The following is a 15,684-nucleotide window of genomic DNA, read 5'->3' as shown; positions in this document are numbered from 1 at the left end:
TGTTCTCCTCACGCCCCTGCCCGTCCTCTCTCCCCTCACGACTCCGCCCGTGCTCTCCTCACGCCCCGGCCGGTGGATGCCCCGCGGCCACCGACCGCCGCCGCGGACCCACCGCCGTGGCGGCCGTCCGCTCCGCCGGACAGGCATCTGTCGGCGACCTGACGCCGATGCCCTTGCCACCGCCGTGGCCGGGATCTACGGTCACATCCTCACGCGGATCCGGTCGTTCTTCGCGGATCCGCGCGGGTCTACGCGAGTCGAGCCCGGCGGATGTCGTACACCTCGTACGAAGGAGCTGTTCATGCCCGATGTGGTGCGCGCCGCGCTGGTCCAGGCCACCTGGACCGGGGACACCGAGTCCATGATCGAGAAGCACGAGCGCCACGCGCGCGAGGCGGCCCGGCAGGGAGCGCGGGTCCTCGGCTTCCAGGAGGTGTTCAACGCCCCCTACTTCTGCCAGGTCCAGGACCCCGCCCACTACCGCTGGGCCGAACCGGTGCCGGACGGCCCGACCGTGCGGCGCATGCAGGCCCTGGCGCGGGAGACCGGCATGGTGCTGGTGGTGCCCGTCTTCGAGGTCGAGCAGTCCGGCTTCTACTACAACACCGCCGCCGTGATCGACGCCGACGGCACGGTGCTCGGCAGTTACCGCAAGCACCACATCCCGCAGGTCGAGGGCTTCTGGGAGAAGTACTACTTCCGGCCCGGCAACCTCGGCTGGCCCGTCTTCGACACCGCGGTCGGCAAGGTCGGCGTCTCCATCTGCTACGACCGCCACTTCCCCGAGGGCTGGCGCGCCCTCGGCCTGGCCGGCGCGCAGCTCGTCTACAACCCCTCCGCCACCTCCCGCGGTCTCTCCGCCTACCTCTGGCAGCTCGAACAGCCCGCCGCCGCGGTCGCCAACGAGTACTTCGTCGCCGCCATCAACCGCGTCGGCACCGAGGAGTACGGCGCCAACGACTTCTACGGCACCAGCTACTTCGTCGACCCCCGCGGGCGGTTCGTCGGGGAGGTCGCCAGCGACAAGGAGGAGGAACTGCTCGTACGGGACCTGGACTTCTCGCTGATCGACGAGGTCCGGCAGCAGTGGGCCTTCTACCGGGACCGCCGCCCGGACGCGTACGAGGGGCTGGTGCGGCCGTGACCGGACGCAGCGACCACCGGGACGACCTCCTCCACCGCCACCGGGCCGTGCTGCCCGGCTGGCTCGCCCTCTACTACGACCGCCCGCTGGAGCTCACGCACGGCGAGGGCCGCCACGTCTGGGACGCCGACGGCCGCCGCTACCTGGACTTCTTCGGCGGCATCCTCACCACCATGACCGCCCACGCGCTGCCCGAGGTCACCAAGGCCGTCAGCGAGCAGGCGGGCCGCATCCTGCACACCTCCACCCTCTACCTCAACCGCCCCATGGTGGAGCTGGCCGAGCGCATCGCCGCGCTCTCCGGCATCCCGGACGCGCGCGTCTTCTTCACCACCTCCGGCACCGAGGCCAACGACGCGGCGCTGCTGCTGGCCACCGCGTACCGCGGCTCCCACCAGGTCCTGGCCCTGCGCAACAGCTACCACGGCCGCTCCTTCTCCACCGTCGGCATCACCGGCAACCGCGCCTGGTCCCCGACCACCCTCTCCCCGCTGCAGACCCTCTACGTGCACGGCGGGGTGCGCACCCGCGGCCCCTACGCCGGGCTGGACGACGCCGCCTTCGTCCGCGCCTGCGTCGCCGACCTGGAGGACCTGCTCGGCCAGACCGGCGGCCGGGTGGCCGCGCTGATCGCCGAGCCGGTGCAGGGCGTCGGCGGTTTCACCGCGCCCCCGGACGGCCTCCTCGCCGCCTTCCGCGAGGTGCTGGACCGGCACGGCATCCTGTGGATCTCCGACGAGGTGCAGACCGGCTGGGGCCGTACCGGCGACCACTTCTGGGGCTGGCAGGCGCACGCCGGCAACGGCCCGCCGGACGTGCTCACCTTCGCCAAGGGCATCGGCAACGGCATGTCCGTCGGCGGCGTCGTCGCCCGCGCCGAGGTCATGAACTGCCTGGACGCCAACTCCATCTCCACCTTCGGCGGCAGCCCGGTCACCATGGCCGCCGCCCACGCCAACCTCACCCACCTGCTGGAGCACGACCTGCAGGGCAACGCCCGCCGCGTCGGCGGACTGCTGCTGGAACGGGTGCGGGCCGCCTGCGCCGGGCTGAGCGTCGTCCGCGAGGTGCGCGGCCGCGGCCTGATGATCGGCATCGAACTGGTGCGGCCCGGCACCGACGAGCCCTCGCCCGAGGCGGCCTCGCTGGTGCTGGAGGCGGCCCGGGAGGGCGGCCTGCTCCTCGGCAAGGGCGGCAGCCACCTGGGCAGCGTGCTGCGCGTCGCACCCCCGCTGTCGCTCACCGTGGCGGAAGCGGAGGAGGGCGCCGCCGTCCTGGAGGAGGCCCTCCACGCGGCACAGACCGAGCTGGAAGGGAGCGGAAACCCATGAGCCGTACGGTCATCCGGGGTGGACTGGTGATCACCGCCGCCGACGAACTCCACGCCGACCTGCTCGTCGAGGACGGGCGCATCGCCGCGCTGGCCACCCACGGCAGCGACGCCGCGGCCGCCTGGACCGCCGACGAGGAGCTGGACGCCACCGGCCGGTACGTCCTCCCCGGCGGCGTCGACGCCCACACCCACATGGACTTCCCCTTCGGCGGGACCTTCTCCTCCGACACCTTCGAGACCGGGACCCGGGCGGCCGCCTGGGGCGGCACCACCACCGTCATCGACTTCGCCGTGCAGACCCGCGGGCACGCGCTGCGCGAGGGGCTCGACCAGTGGCACGCGAAGGCCGACGCCCAGTGCGCCGTCGACTACGCCTTCCACATGATCCTCTCCGACGTGAACGAGGGCACCCTCAAGGAGATGGACCTGCTGGTCGAGGAAGGAATCACCTCGTTCAAGCTGTTCATGGCCTACCCCGGGGTGGTCTACAGCGACGACGGCCAGATCCTCCGCGCGATGCAGCGCGCCGCGGACAACGGCGCCCTCACCATGATCCACGCGGAGAACGGCATCGCCATCGACGTGCTGGTCCAGCAGGCCCTCGCCGCCGGGCGCACCGACCCCCGCCACCACGGCGAGGTCCGCAAGGTGCTGCTGGAGGCCGAGGCCACCCACCGCGCCGTGCAGCTCGCCCGGGTGGCCGGCGCGCCGCTGTACGTCGTGCACGTCTCCGCCGAGGAGGCCGTCGCCGAACTCGCCGCCGCCCGCGACAAGGACCTGCCCGTCTTCGGGGAGACCTGCCCGCAGTACCTCTTCCTCTCCACCGACAACCTCGCCGAGCCGGACTTCGAGGGCGCCAAGTACGTGTGCAGCACGCCGCTGCGGCCCCGCGAACACCAGGCGGCGCTGTGGAAGGGGCTGCGCACCAACGACCTCCAGGTGGTCTCCACCGACCACTGCCCGTTCTGCTTCAGCGGCCAGAAGGAGCTGGGCCGCGGCGACTTCTCCAAGATCCCCAACGGCCTGCCCGGTGTCGAGCACCGCATGGACCTGCTGCACCAGGCCGTGCTCGACGGGCACCTCAGCCGCCGCCGCTGGATCGAGATCGCCTGTGCCACCCCCGCCCGGATGTTCGGGCTCTACCCCAAGAAGGGCACCCTCGCCCCCGGCTCGGACGCCGACGTGGTCCTCTACGACCCGGGCGCGGAGCAGACCCTCTCCGCCGCCACGCACCACATGAACGTCGACTACTCCGTCTACGAGGGCAAGCGCCTCACCGGCCGGGTGGAGACCGTGCTCTCCCGCGGCCGCACGATCATCGACCGCGGCTCCTACACCGGCCACGCCGGCCACGGCCAGTACACCCCGCGCGGCACCTGCCAGTTCCTCGGCTAGCCGCGCGCGCACCCGCCCGTACCGGCCCGGGCCGTCCCGGGCAGGCCGCAGCAGACCGGACAGACCGGAAAGGAGACCTGAGGCATGGACTTCGGGCTCGTCCTCCAGACAGACCCGCCCGGCGCCGCCACCGTCGGCCTGATGCGGCGCGCCGAGCGCAACGGTTTCCGGTACGGCTGGACCTTCGACTCCTCGGTCCTCTGGCAGGAGCCGTACGTCATCCACAGCCGCATCCTCGCCAACACCCGGCGGCTGATCGTCGGCCCCATGGTGACCAACCCCGCCACCCGCGCCTGGGAGGTCACCGCCTCGACCTTCGCCACGCTCAACGAGATGTACGGCAACCGCACGGTCTGCGGCATCGGCCGCGGCGACTCCGCGATGCGGGTGGCCGGGCGCCGGCCCACCACGCTGGCCCGGCTCTCCGAGGCCATGTCCGTCATCCGCGACCTGGCCGAGGGCCGGGAGGCCGTCGTCGACGGCACTCCGCTGCGGCTGCCCTGGGTGCGGGACGGGCACCTGCCGGTGTGGATGGCGGCGTACGGGCCGAGGGCGCTGGCCCTGGCGGGCCGGGAGGCCGACGGCTTCATTCTCCAGCTCGCCGACCCGTATCTGACGGAGTGGATGGTGCGGGCCGTGCGCGAGGCCGCCGCCGGCGCCGGCCGGGACCCGGACCAGGTGACCGTCTGCGTCGCCGCGCCCGCCTACGTCTGCGAGGACACCCCCGAGGCGCTGGCGCACGCCCGCGAGCAGTGCCGCTGGTTCGGCGGCATGGTCGGCAACCACGTCGCCGATCTGGTGGCCCGCTACGGCGAGGACTCCGCGCTCGTGCCCACCGCGCTCACCGCGTACATCAGATCCAGACAGGGGTACGACTACGCCCACCACGGGCGCGCCGGCAACCCCGACACCGCCTTCGTCCCGGACGACATCGTGGACCGCTTCTGCCTGCTCGGTCCGCCCGCGGCGCAGGTGGCGCGGCTGCGGGAGCTGCGCGACCTGGGCGTGCACCAGTTCGCCGTGTACGCCATGCACGACGCCCGGGAGGCCACCATCGACGCCTACGGCGCCGAGGTGCTGCCGGCCCTCCAGCCCTGAGCCCGCAGCCCGCTCACGGCTCGCCGCCGGGAGCCGTGCCCGGCACCGTGCCGCGACCGGTGGCGCGCGGTGCGGCGCCGTCCGGGCCGGTCTCCGGCCCGGACTTCGTGGCGGCCTCCGGGCCGGCGTCCGGGGCGCGGTCCCCGGCGGGGGACCGGCCCCGCGCCTCACCGGCCTCCCCGGCGGCGCCTGCCACGTCCTGCCCGTCCTCCCCGTCCTCCCCGTACTCGACGTCGTCCTCGCCGTCCTCCGCCGCCAGGCGGCGCGCGAGCGGGGACAGGACGGCGCCGAGCAGCGTGGCCGAGGCGATGCCGCCGAAGGCCATGCCCCATCCCACCGGACCCAGCGGCGTACAGCCGAAGAAGGGGCTCACCACCGGCGTCTGGATGATCGCCGCGAGAACCGCGGCCGACCCGAGCCCGGCGACCAGCACCTCCCGGTTCAGACCGCCGGCCAGCAGCGTCTGTGCGAGCTGGGTGCCGACCACGGCCGCCAGCGCCACCGTGCTCGCCCGCCGCTGACGCCCCGTCAGCCGCGCCAAGCCCCAGGCCAGGCCGGCGCCGGCCGCCGTGGTGGCCCCGCGCACCAGCATCTCGTACGTCAGCGCGGCCCCCAGCGACTGGTGCGGCCCCTCCCGCAGCAGCCGCTCGCCGGCCTCGGCGTTCGGCTCGCGCACCGCGATGGCCAGCGCGGGCGCCAGATCCGTGAGCAGGTTCACCAGCATGATCTGACGGGCGTTCAGCGGCGCGGCACCGGTCAGCGCGGAGGCCAGCACGCTGAACGAGACCTCGCCCAGGTTCCCGCCGATGAGGATGGCCAGCGCCGCCCGGACCGACGCCCACATGGAGCGGCCCTCCAGCAGCGCCGAGATGATGGTCTCCAGGCGGTCGTCGCCCACCACCAGGTCCGCCGCCGCGGTGGCCGCCGGCGTGCCCCGCCGGCCCAGCGCGATGCCGACGTCGGCGAGCCGGATCGCCGGGGCGTCGTTCGCCCCGTCGCCCGTCATCGCCACCACCCGGCCGAGCCGCTGGTAGGCCTGCACGATGCGGACCTTGTGCCGCGGGCTGCACCGGGCGATCACGTCCACTCGCGGCAGCAGCGCGTCCAGCTCCGCGTCGTCGAGCTCGTCCAGTTCCGGCCCGGTCGACACCACCGGCTCCGCGTCCTCGCTCACCGTCGAGGCGATGGCGCCCGCGGTCGCCGGGTGGTCGCCGGTGAGCATGACGATCTGCACCCCGGCCTCCCGCAGCCGCGCGGTGGCCGGCGCGGCGCCGCTGCGCACCGGGTCGGCCAGGGTGACGAACCCGAGGAAGACCAGCTCCTCCACGGTCTCGTCGGTCAGCCGCGCGTCCGTGGCGAGGGTCCGCTCGGCCACGGCCAGCACCCGGCGGCCGGCGCCGGCCAGCTTCTCGGCCGTGGCGGTGAGGTCGTGCCGCGCGGCCTCGTCCAGCTCCGTCGTCTCGCCGTCCAGCCGCCGGCGGCGGCACCGCGGCAGGACGTTCTCGGGCGCGCCCTTCACGCTGAGCAGACCGCCGCGCGAGGTCCGTCCCGCGGTGGCGTGGTACGCCCGGGACGGGTCGAAGGCCAGCGCATAGGTGCGCCGCCAGGAGGCGGCGCCGCGCCGCACCGCCACCTTCGCCCGGCGTGCCCCGGCCGCCACCGCACGGTCCGTCTGGTGGGCCATGGGCTCCGACTGCCGCGCCGGCGGGGTGGCGCGCAGCGCCGCGGCGAGCACCGCCCTGTGCTCCGGGCCGAGCCGGTCGACGGGCTGCGCGGTCTCCCCGTCGCTCACCGCGGCCAGCTCCAGATGGCCCTCGGTGAGGGTGCCGGTCTTGTCGAAGCAGAGCACGTCCGCGCGGCCCAGCGCCTCGATGGTCCGCGGGTTGCGCACCAGCGCCCCGTCCTCCGCGAGCCGCCGGGCGGCGGCCAACTGCGCCGCGTTGACCAGGAGCGGAAGCCCCTCCGGGACGGAGGCGACGGCCAGGTTCACCGCCGAGGCGAGGGTCTCGGTGATCCGGTGCCCGTGCAGCAGCCCGGCACCGGCCACCGCGGCCGCCGAGCCCAGCGCGAGCGGCAGGCCCGCCCGGGTCAGCCTGGTCAGCCGGGCCTCCACGCCGGTGGCCGGAGCGGAGCGCCGGGCCGTGGCCATGCTGCGGCCCACCTCCGTGGAGGCGCCGGTCGCCACCACCACGGCCACGGCCCGTCCCGCCGAGACCATCGTGCCCTCGTAGAGCATCGAGCGCCGGTCGGCGAGTTGCGCGGCCACCACCGGCGCCGGGTCCTTCGCCACCGGCAGCGACTCGCCGGTCAGCGAGGACTCGTCGACCTCCACCCCCTCCGCCTCCAGCAGCCGGCAGTCCGCCGGGACCACGTCCTCCGGGCGCAGCACCACGATGTCCCCGTGCACCAGGTCCCCCGCGGTCACCAGCCGCTCCGCTCCGCCGCGCCGCACCCGGGCGCCGATCGCCGAGCGTGCGAAGAGGCCTGCCAGGGCGCGCTCGGTCCGTACTCGCTGCACGCTGCCGACCAGCGCCGACGTACCGGTGATCGCGCCCACCAGGGCGGCGTCGGTACGCGACCCGACGGCGGCGGCCAGAGCCGCGCCCGCCGCCAGGACCGGCGTCAGCGGGTTGGCCAGCTCCTCCACGAAGGCCGCCGGCAGCGTGGTGCGCGCCGGTTCGGCCGAGCCGGGCGAGGCGCCCACCCGGGACGCGGCCTCGTCCGGGGCCAGCCCCTCGGGCGTGGTGTCCAGCCGCTCCAGCACCCGGTCCACGGGCATCAGATGCCACGGCGTGGTGCTCACCGGCGGATCGACCGGGCGGGAGAGCAACTGCCGCGCCCGCCACACGCCCATGCCGAACGCCGCGGACCCGGCGGCGGTGCCCGCCGCGGCCCCCCGCGCGGCCGCCCGGGGCGGCGGCGACTGCAGCGCGGCCACCGCGCCCACGCCGCTGCCGCCGGTCGCCAGCACCGCGCTGTCGTGGTCGACCCGGGCGGCCACGCCGACGGCGTCCACCACCAGGCCCGCCGCCTCCAGGTCGGCACCGACCAGCAGATGGGCGCCCCACGCCGGGGGATCGCCCGCATGGTGCACCCCCACCCCGCAGTCCGCGGCGCCGAGCGCCCGCCGGTTCCCCGACACCAGCAGCACCACCGAGCCGGCGGCCTGCAGCTCCCGTACGGAGCCGGCCAGCCGGTCACCCCCGGGCACCACCGCGTCGGCGAAGCCGAACGCCGGCTCCCGCCGGTCGGTGGCGAGCACCACGCGCGCTCCCGCCCGGCGGGCCGCGGCCGCCACGGCCTCCGCACCCGGGGCCGTCTGGGTGGCCAGCCCCGCCACCGCCTCCAGCCGGCGGCCGCGCGCCAGGCCGAGGAACCGCTCGCTGCCCCGCTTCCGCAGCCGCGCCGCCGCCTGCCGGCCCGTCCGGCCGGTCAGCGTCAGCCCCTCCAGCGGGCCCAGCACCCAGCCGTCGTCGTCCCGCCGCGTCTCCAGGGCGGCCTCCGGATCGAGCAGTGCGAAGAGCCGCTCCGCCGTACGCCCGGGGTCGGCGCCGCTCAGCAGCGCCAGGTCCACCGGCTCGTACCGGTCGGTGCGCAGCGCCTGCTCCTCCAGCACCACGGTGTCCACCTGCCCGAGCCGGCGCAGCGCACCCCGGTCCATCACCACCACGCCGCGCAGCGAGAGGAACCGGCCGAGGGTGGTGGCGAATCCCTCCCGCCCGGCGCCCGGGGCCTTCGGCACCGCGGCCAGCGCCACCGCCAGCCCGCGCCGCGGCCCGGCGAACGGGGTCGCCGCGGCACCCGCCAGGGCCCCGGCCCCCATCGCCCGTTCGGCGAACCGGGCGGCCGTGTCCCGGTGCGGCACCGGCCGCTCCACCGCCACCGGCCCGGCGGCCGCCTCCTCCGGGCCGGGGACCAGGCCCGGCTCCGCCGCCGCCCAGGCGTCGCGCTCCGCGGCCGCCTCCCGCCACTGGGAGACACGTTGCGCGACGTCCAGCACCAGACCGCCGCCCCGCGTGGCCACGCCCTGGACCAGCGCGCTGACCACCGGCAGCACCGACTCGGCGGAGTCCTGGCCGGGCAGTCCCCGCTGGGCCAGCCGCCGCAGCCGCGGATGGGTCTGGAGGGCGCCGACGAGGCCCGCGACCTCACTGGGCAGCGGAGCCCAGGGCAGCAGCCGGGAGGCGGTCGACGTGGCGAGCCCGATCGCGTCCGCGGCCAGCGCCGAGACCGACTGCCGGGTCCGCGGGCCCTCGCCCGGATGGTGGGGTTCGGCCAGCCACTCGTCGTGCTCGTACGTCTCCGGGACCGCGCTGCGTCGCTCCGCCCACTCGATCAGCGCGACCAGCTCCCGGGTCGGCGCCGCCGGCGACCCCAGCGCCACCACCGCCCGCTCGGAGGGCGCGTTCACCCGCGCCCACAGCACCCCGGGATGCTCCTCCAGCGCCCGCTCCACGAGCCGGGCCAGCCGCGCCCCCTCCGGGCCGTGCACTCCGCGCACCTCGATGTACCGGCGACCCGGCCGCTCCCACACCCCGCGCCGCTCCAGGCCCAGCAGCGGCCCGGCGAGCCGGCCCGTCACCTGCCCGGCCAGGTCCGCGGCCCCGCGGACGCCCGCCGCCACCCCGTCGGTGAGGAAAGACGGCAGCGGGAGCGGCACACCGGGCACGTGCAACGCTGACATGACTCCGCCCTTCCCGCCCGCTCCGGGCCTCCCGGTCGGAACCTGAAGAGCTCCCGGTTCCCCCGCTCGCCGGGATGTACACCGGATAGACTGAAGGTGGACATGCCTCTTATCTGCGCGAATGTACGGATGTGAGATCCGTGGCCAGCGAGAAGAAGGAAGCTGCGGCGCGGCAGGCCGGACGCGGGCAGCAGCCTGAAGAGCACACCGGCGGGCGTACGCTCACCGTCACCCTCCCCCGGGCCGACCGGCTCGCCTCCGGCGCGGTGCACGCGGCGCTGCTGCCCGTCGCCGTGGCCCGCGAGGTGCTGCCGGCCAAGGGCGGTCTCCCGCTCTACCTCGGGCTCGGCGCCCTGGGCGCCGCGGACGTGCTGGACTGGCCGGTGGCCGTCGGCATCGGCCTCGGTTACGCCCTCCTCCGCCGCCCCGCCCCCCGCACGGCCGCCGCCCCCGCCTGACACGTCGCCCACGGAGGACGGCGCGCGGCGCCGGCCGGGACCGCCTGCCCGGGGACGCCCACCGGTGACGGGCCACCTGAGCCGGGTCGCCCGGGAACGCCCGGGACTGGCGGAGGCCGGTGACTACACCGGCTGCCCGGGGCCGCCGGACGGTTCCGTCAGCTCGTCGAGGAGTCCGGGGAGGGCCCGGCTGATGGGCTCCCGCACCACGCGTTCGGCGAGGGCGTCATACGGGGTGGGCTCGCCGTTGACGATGAGCAGCCGGGCGCCGTGCTCGGCGGCCACCCCGGCCAGCGAGGCCGCGGGCTGGACCCGGAGGCTGGTGCCGACCGCCAGGAAGACGTCGCACGCCCGGGCGACGGCCACCGCCTCGCCCAGCACCTCACGGTCCAGGGCCTGCCCGAACATCACCGTCGCGGACTTCAGGATGCCCCCGCACTCCCGGCACGCCGGGTCCGCCTCGCCCGCCGCCACCCGCTCCAGCGCCTCCGCCATCGGCGCCCGCGCGTCGCACTCGGTGCAGACCACGGTGCGCGAGGTGCCGTGCAGCTCCAGCACCTCGCGGTCCGGCATCCCGGCGAGCTGGTGCAGCCCGTCGACGTTCTGTGTGATCACCCGCACCGGCAGGCCGTCCCGGGCCAGCCGCGCCACCGCCTCGTGCGCGGCGTTCGGCCGGGCCTGCCAGGTGGGGCTCTCCCGCCGCATCTGCCAGGAACGGCGGCGGATCTCCGGATCCGCCATGTAGTAGTCGTACGTCACCAGCTTCTCTGCCTCCGGATCGCGCCGCCAGAGGCCCTGCGGACCGCGGTAGTCGGGGATGCCGGAGTCGGTGGAGATCCCCGCACCGGTGAGCACGGCGATCAGCGGCCTGCGGTCGGTGGTCCCGGTGGAGCTCATGCCGGCGAGCCTAGTCCGCCCCCGGCCGGTGTGCCGCGTTGCGGGGAACCGTCTCCCGGGACATGCGGCGGTCCGGGGGTGTTCTCCGGGAGCCCTGGCGGCTGGACGCCCCGAGCCGGGCCGGCCCGGCGGCGGGCCCTCGAGCACCAGGGGCCGGCGTCGCGGGTCACGGGGCGTGCGCCCCGTACAGGCGGCCGCGGGCGGTCTCGTCGGGGCGCGGCCGCGCGCGTACCCTCCCGCGCATGGTGACCACCCGGCCCACCCTGCAGGGCACCTTCGGCATGGCCTCCTCCACCCACTGGCTGGCCTCGCAGACGGCGATGGCGGTGCTGGAGGACGACGGCAACGCGTTCGACGCCGCGGTCGCCGCCGCCTTCGTGCTGCACGTCGTCGAACCGCACCTGAACGGCCCGGCCGGCGAGGTGCCGATCCTGCTCGCCCCCGCCGGCGGGCCGGTACGGGTGCTCTGCGGCCAGGGCGTCGCCCCGGCCGGCGCCACGCCCGCGCACTACCGCGCCCTCGGCCTGGACCTCGTCCCCGGCACCGGCCCGCTGGCCGCCGCCGTGCCGGGCGCCGTCGACGCCTGGCTGGTGCTGCTGCGGGACCACGGCACCAAGCAGCTGGAACAGGTCCTCGGCTACGCCATCGGGTACGCCGAGCGAGGGCACCCGGCGGTGGAGCGGGTGGGGGAGACCGTGGAGGCCGTGCGCGGGCTCTTCGAGCGGGAGTGGACCACCTCGGCCGCCGTCTACCTGCCCGGCGGCCGCGCCCCGCGCCCCGGCGCCCTGCTGCGCAACCCCGCGCTCGCCCGCACCTGGCGGCGGCTGCTGGACGAGGCCGCCGCCGCTGGGCCCGGCCGGGAGACCCGGATCGAGGCGGCACGCCGGGTGTGGCGCGAGGGGTTCATCGCCGAGGCGCTGGTGCGGGCGGCGGCGCGGCCGGCGCTGGACACCTCCGGGGAGCGCCACGCCGCCACGCTGACCGGCGACGACCTGGCCCGCTGGGAGGCCGCCTACGAGGACCCGGTGACCGGTGACTGGGAGGGCTGGACGATCTGCAAGCCGGGTCCCTGGTCACAGGGCCCCGTCCTCCTCCAGCAGCTCGCCCTGCTGCCGCCGGGGCCGTTCCCGGCCGCCGGGGAGGCGAGCGGGGCCGAGGTGCACCGGCTGGTCGAGGGCACCAAACTCGCCATGGCCGACCGGGAGGCGTGGTACGGGGACGCGCAGGGCCCCGGGGCGGTGCCGCTGGCGGAGCTGCTCTCCCCGGGGTACGCCGCCACCCGCCGGGCGCTGATCGGCCCGGACGCCTCGTACGCGCTGCGGCCCGGCAGCCCCGGCGGCCGTACGCCCCGGCTGCCCGCGCACGTGCACGGCGCGGCCCTCCGCGAGAGACCTCCCGAGCCGGGCACCGGCGAGCCCACCGTCCCCCGCGAGGACGCCGACGCGCGGGAGGCGGCGGAGCCCGGCCCGCCGGGGACGGACCCGGCCGGGCCCGCCGTGGCCCCGGACGGCGCCACCCGGGGCGACACCTGCCACCTGGATGTCGTGGACCGCTGGGGCAACATGCTCTCCGCGACGCCCAGCGGCGGCTGGCTCCAGTCCAGCCCGGTCGTCCCGGAACTGGGCTTCCCCCTGGGCACCCGGCTCCAGATGACCCGGCTGGAGCCCGGTCTCCCGAACACCCTCACACCGGGGCGCCGGCCCCGCACCACCCTCTCGCCCACCCTGGCGCTGCGCGGCGGCGAGCCCGTGCTGGCCTTCGGCACCCCCGGCGGCGACCAGCAGGACCAGTGGCAGCTCCCCTTCCTCCTCGGCGTCGCCCGCCGGCCCCCGGTCCGCGGCGGCCCGGACCTCCAGGGCGCCGTCGACGCGCCGAACTGGCACACCGAGGGCTTCCCCGCCTCCTTCCATCCCCGGACCTGGCGGCCCGGGAGCGTCACCGTGGAGTCCCGGGCCGGCGCGGAGACCGTCGCGGAGCTGCGGCGCCGCGGGCACCGGGTGACCGTCGGGCCGCCCTGGTCCGAGGGGCGGCTCTGTGCCGTCGCCCGCGACCCGGAGACCGGGGTGCTCAGCGCCGCGGCCGACCCGCGCGGGGCCCAGGGGTACGCCGTGGGCCGCTGACCGCGCGGTGCGCCGGAGGGTGCGCGGAGCCGGGACACCGGGTCGACACCCGGGATCGGCCCGGTGGACACGCCACCGAGCGGGCCCGGCCTTGGCGGGCGTGCTTCCATGGAGGAATGATCGACGATGCACTGGTGGCGAACACCGAGGAGGCCCTGCGCAAGGCGGCGGCCGAGGAGATCATGCCGCGGTGGCGCCAGCTCGCCGCCCACGAGGTGGTCGAGAAGAACGGCCCGCACGACCTGGTCACCATCGCCGACCGCCGGGCCGAGGAGCACCTCACCCGCTCGCTGACGGCGCTGCTGCCCGGCTCCGTCGTGGTGGGCGAGGAGGCGGTCCACGACGACCCGGTGGTCTACGAGGCGCTGCGCGGCCCGCAGCCGGTGTGGATCGTGGACCCGGTCGACGGCACGCGGCAGTTCGTCCGCGGCGAGACCGGCTTCAGCACCCTGGTCGCCCTCGCCCGCCACGGTGAGCTGCTCGCCTCCTGGACGTACGCGGCCGCGCAGGACCTGATGGCCGTCGCCCGGCACCGCGGCGGGGCCCTGCTCAACGGCGAGGTGCTGCGCTCCGGTTCGCCGGACCCGGACCGGCCGCTCCGGGTGGCCACCTCGCACCCGGACTTCACCACCGAGGCCCAGCAGCGCGCCCTGCTGGGGCTGCGCACGGAAGGCGTGGAGGCGCGGCCCTGCGGCTCCGCCGGACTGGAGTACCTCGCCGTCGCCCGGGGCCTCGTCGACGCGGTCGCCTTCTCCTGGGAGAACGCCTGGGACCACGCCGCCGGGCTGCTGCTGGTCGCGGAGGCGGGCGGCGGCAGCAGCACCATCGCGGGCGAGCCGTTCCGGATCGCCGGCGGCAACGCGCTGCCGTTCACCGCGGCGCGCGACGACGCGACCGTGAGGCGTATCGTCGACCTCCTGCGCACCAGCAGTGGAGCCGAGCGGTGAGGGGAGTGCCGAAGTGCCGTCGATCCGGGACGCGGTGGTGGTGGGGGCGGGCCCCAACGGGCTGACGGCCGCGGTGGAGCTGGCCCGGCGCGGGCTGAGCGTGGAGGTCTTCGAGGCACGGGAGGCGGTGGGCGGCGGCGCCCGCACCGAGGAGCTGACGCTGCCGGGCTTCCGCCACGACCCCTGCTCGGCCGCGCACCCGCTCGGAGTGAACTCGCCCGCGTTCCGGGGGATGCCGCTCGATCGCCACGGCCTGGAGTGGGCGGAGTCCCGGCTGCCGATGGCCCACCCCTTCCCGGACGGAACCGCGGCGGTGCTGGCCCGCTCGGTCGGTGAGACCGCCGCCTCCCTGGGCCCGCGGGACGCGGGCAGCTACCGCCGGCTGGTCGAACCCTTCCTGGCCCGCTGGGACCGGCTGGCCGAGGACTTCCTGGGGCTCGGCTCCGCCCTCAACGGCCGCCTGCCGCGGGACCCGCTGGGCCTGGCGCGGTTCGGGCTGACCGGTCTGCAGCCGGCCGCCTGGGTGGCCCGGCGCTTCCGCGACGAGAAGGCCCGCGGGCTGCTGGCCGGGCTGGCGGCCCATGTCATAGCGCCCACCCGCACGTTCGCCACCGGCGGCATCGCGCTGGTGTTCGCGCTCGCCGCGCACGCCCGCGGCTGGCCGGTGGCCCGCGGCGGCTCCCAGGCGGTCTCCGACGCGCTGACCGGCTACCTGCGCGCGCTCGGCGGTCTGGTGCACACGGGCGCCGAGGTGAAGCGGCTGGACGAGCTGCCGCCGGCCCGCGCGTACGTCTTCGACACCTCGCCGCACGCCCTCGCCCGTATCGCCGGACTCGGCAACGCCTACCGCGGCTACCGCTACGGGCCCGCCGTCTTCAAGATCGACTATGCCCTGGACGGCCCCGTGCCGTGGAACGCCCCGGAGGCCCGAGAGGCCACCACGGTGCACGTCGGGCCGACAGCGCACCGGATCGACGACGCCATGGAACGGGCGGTCGAGGGCCGGGAACCCACCGAACCCTTCCTGATCACCGTCCAGCCGAGCCTCGCCGACCCCACCCGGGCCCCCGAGGGCAAGCAGGTCTTCTGGGCGTACGGGCACGTGCCGAACGGCTGGGAGGGCGACGCCACCGCGCTGATCGAGCGCCGCCTGGAGCAGTACGCCCCCGGCTTCCGCGACCTGGTGCTGGCCCGCGCGACAGCGGGCCCGCCGGAGCTGGCCGCCCGCAACCCCAACTACGTCGGCGGCGACATCGCCGCCGGTGCCGCCTCCGGGCTGCAGCTCCTGCTGCGGCCGAAGCTCACCCGGGTCCCGTACGCCACCGCGCACCCGGCGGTCTTCCTCTGCTCCTCGGCGACGCCCCCGGGCCCGGGCGTGCACGGCATGTCCGGCCACCACGCGGCCCGCGCCGTCTGGCGCCGCCTCACCCTCGGCCGCTGACCCGGGCGGCCTGCCCGGGCCGCCGCCCGGCGCCCGGGAGCCCGCCGGCGCTCGCGCCGTACCGTCCCACGCCCCCGCCCGGCGGGAACCGGCGGGCGCGGAGACGTGTCCTCCCCGGTGTGGAGGCGCGGCACCGGCGCGGGGCCGGAAGCGCCTCCCCAGGGGGT

Annotated in this window: 10 protein-coding genes; 8 read left to right on the top strand and 2 right to left on the bottom strand. The window is 76.4% G+C overall.

The window, feature by feature from the left end; genetic code table 11:
* Positions 1-301: 301 nt before the first annotated feature.
* The 4 genes from HOY81_RS07430 to HOY81_RS07415 all read left to right on the top strand — a co-directional run bounded on the left by HOY81_RS07430 (position 302) and on the right by HOY81_RS07415 (position 4,970).
* Positions 302-1,144, top strand: coding sequence for a nitrilase-related carbon-nitrogen hydrolase (locus HOY81_RS07430; RefSeq protein ID WP_237319418.1), 843 nt, complete (start codon positions 302-304; stop codon positions 1,142-1,144).
* Positions 1,141-2,475 (top strand): aspartate aminotransferase family protein, encoded by a 1,335-nt coding sequence (locus HOY81_RS07425; RefSeq protein ID WP_237319417.1) that lies wholly within the window; start codon positions 1,141-1,143, stop codon positions 2,473-2,475. Before HOY81_RS07430 ends, HOY81_RS07425 begins: the two co-directional genes overlap by 4 nt.
* On the top strand, positions 2,472-3,872 hold the full coding sequence (gene hydA / locus HOY81_RS07420; RefSeq protein ID WP_237319416.1) for a dihydropyrimidinase: 1,401 nt from the start codon (positions 2,472-2,474) through the stop codon (positions 3,870-3,872). Before HOY81_RS07425 ends, hydA begins: the two co-directional genes overlap by 4 nt.
* 84 nt (positions 3,873-3,956) lie before the next feature.
* A complete protein-coding gene (locus tag HOY81_RS07415) occupies positions 3,957-4,970 on the top strand; it encodes a TIGR03842 family LLM class F420-dependent oxidoreductase (RefSeq protein ID WP_237319415.1) in 1,014 nt (337 codons plus the stop codon).
* Between the two features lie 13 nt (positions 4,971-4,983).
* On the opposite strand, the gene HOY81_RS27305 is transcribed toward HOY81_RS07415, so the two are convergent.
* Positions 4,984-9,654: a cation-translocating P-type ATPase gene (locus HOY81_RS27305; RefSeq protein ID WP_272892491.1), complete on the bottom strand. Its 4,671-nt coding sequence runs from the start codon at positions 9,652-9,654 to the stop codon at positions 4,984-4,986.
* A gap of 140 nt (positions 9,655-9,794) precedes the next feature.
* On the opposite strand from HOY81_RS27305, the gene HOY81_RS07405 reads away from it, so the two are divergent.
* Positions 9,795-10,112 (top strand): hypothetical protein, encoded by a 318-nt coding sequence (locus tag HOY81_RS07405; protein WP_237319414.1) that lies wholly within the window; start codon positions 9,795-9,797, stop codon positions 10,110-10,112.
* Between the two features lie 123 nt (positions 10,113-10,235).
* Here the strand turns inward: HOY81_RS07405 and HOY81_RS07400 are convergent, their stop codons facing one another.
* Complete coding sequence (locus HOY81_RS07400) at positions 10,236-11,009, bottom strand: Sir2 family NAD-dependent protein deacetylase (RefSeq protein WP_237319413.1); 774 nt, start codon at positions 11,007-11,009, stop codon at positions 10,236-10,238.
* A 242-nt stretch (positions 11,010-11,251) separates the two neighbouring features.
* Between HOY81_RS07400 and HOY81_RS07395 the strand changes: the two genes are divergently transcribed.
* From HOY81_RS07395 to HOY81_RS07385, 3 genes are all read left to right on the top strand, one after another.
* Positions 11,252-13,129, top strand: coding sequence for a gamma-glutamyltransferase family protein (locus tag HOY81_RS07395; RefSeq protein WP_237319412.1), 1,878 nt, complete (start codon positions 11,252-11,254; stop codon positions 13,127-13,129).
* A gap of 116 nt (positions 13,130-13,245) precedes the next feature.
* Positions 13,246-14,076, top strand: coding sequence for an inositol monophosphatase family protein (locus HOY81_RS07390; RefSeq protein WP_237319411.1), 831 nt, complete (start codon positions 13,246-13,248; stop codon positions 14,074-14,076).
* Between the two features lie 13 nt (positions 14,077-14,089).
* Positions 14,090-15,517, top strand: coding sequence for an NAD(P)/FAD-dependent oxidoreductase (locus HOY81_RS07385; protein WP_237319410.1), 1,428 nt, complete (start codon positions 14,090-14,092; stop codon positions 15,515-15,517).
* Positions 15,518-15,684: the final 167 nt, after the last annotated feature.

This window comes from Streptomyces sp. JJ36 (assembly GCF_021696945.1).
In the GTDB taxonomy this organism is placed as follows: Bacteria; Actinomycetota; Actinomycetes; order Streptomycetales; family Streptomycetaceae; genus Streptomyces.
This window is presented reverse-complemented; position numbering and strand designations above follow the sequence as displayed.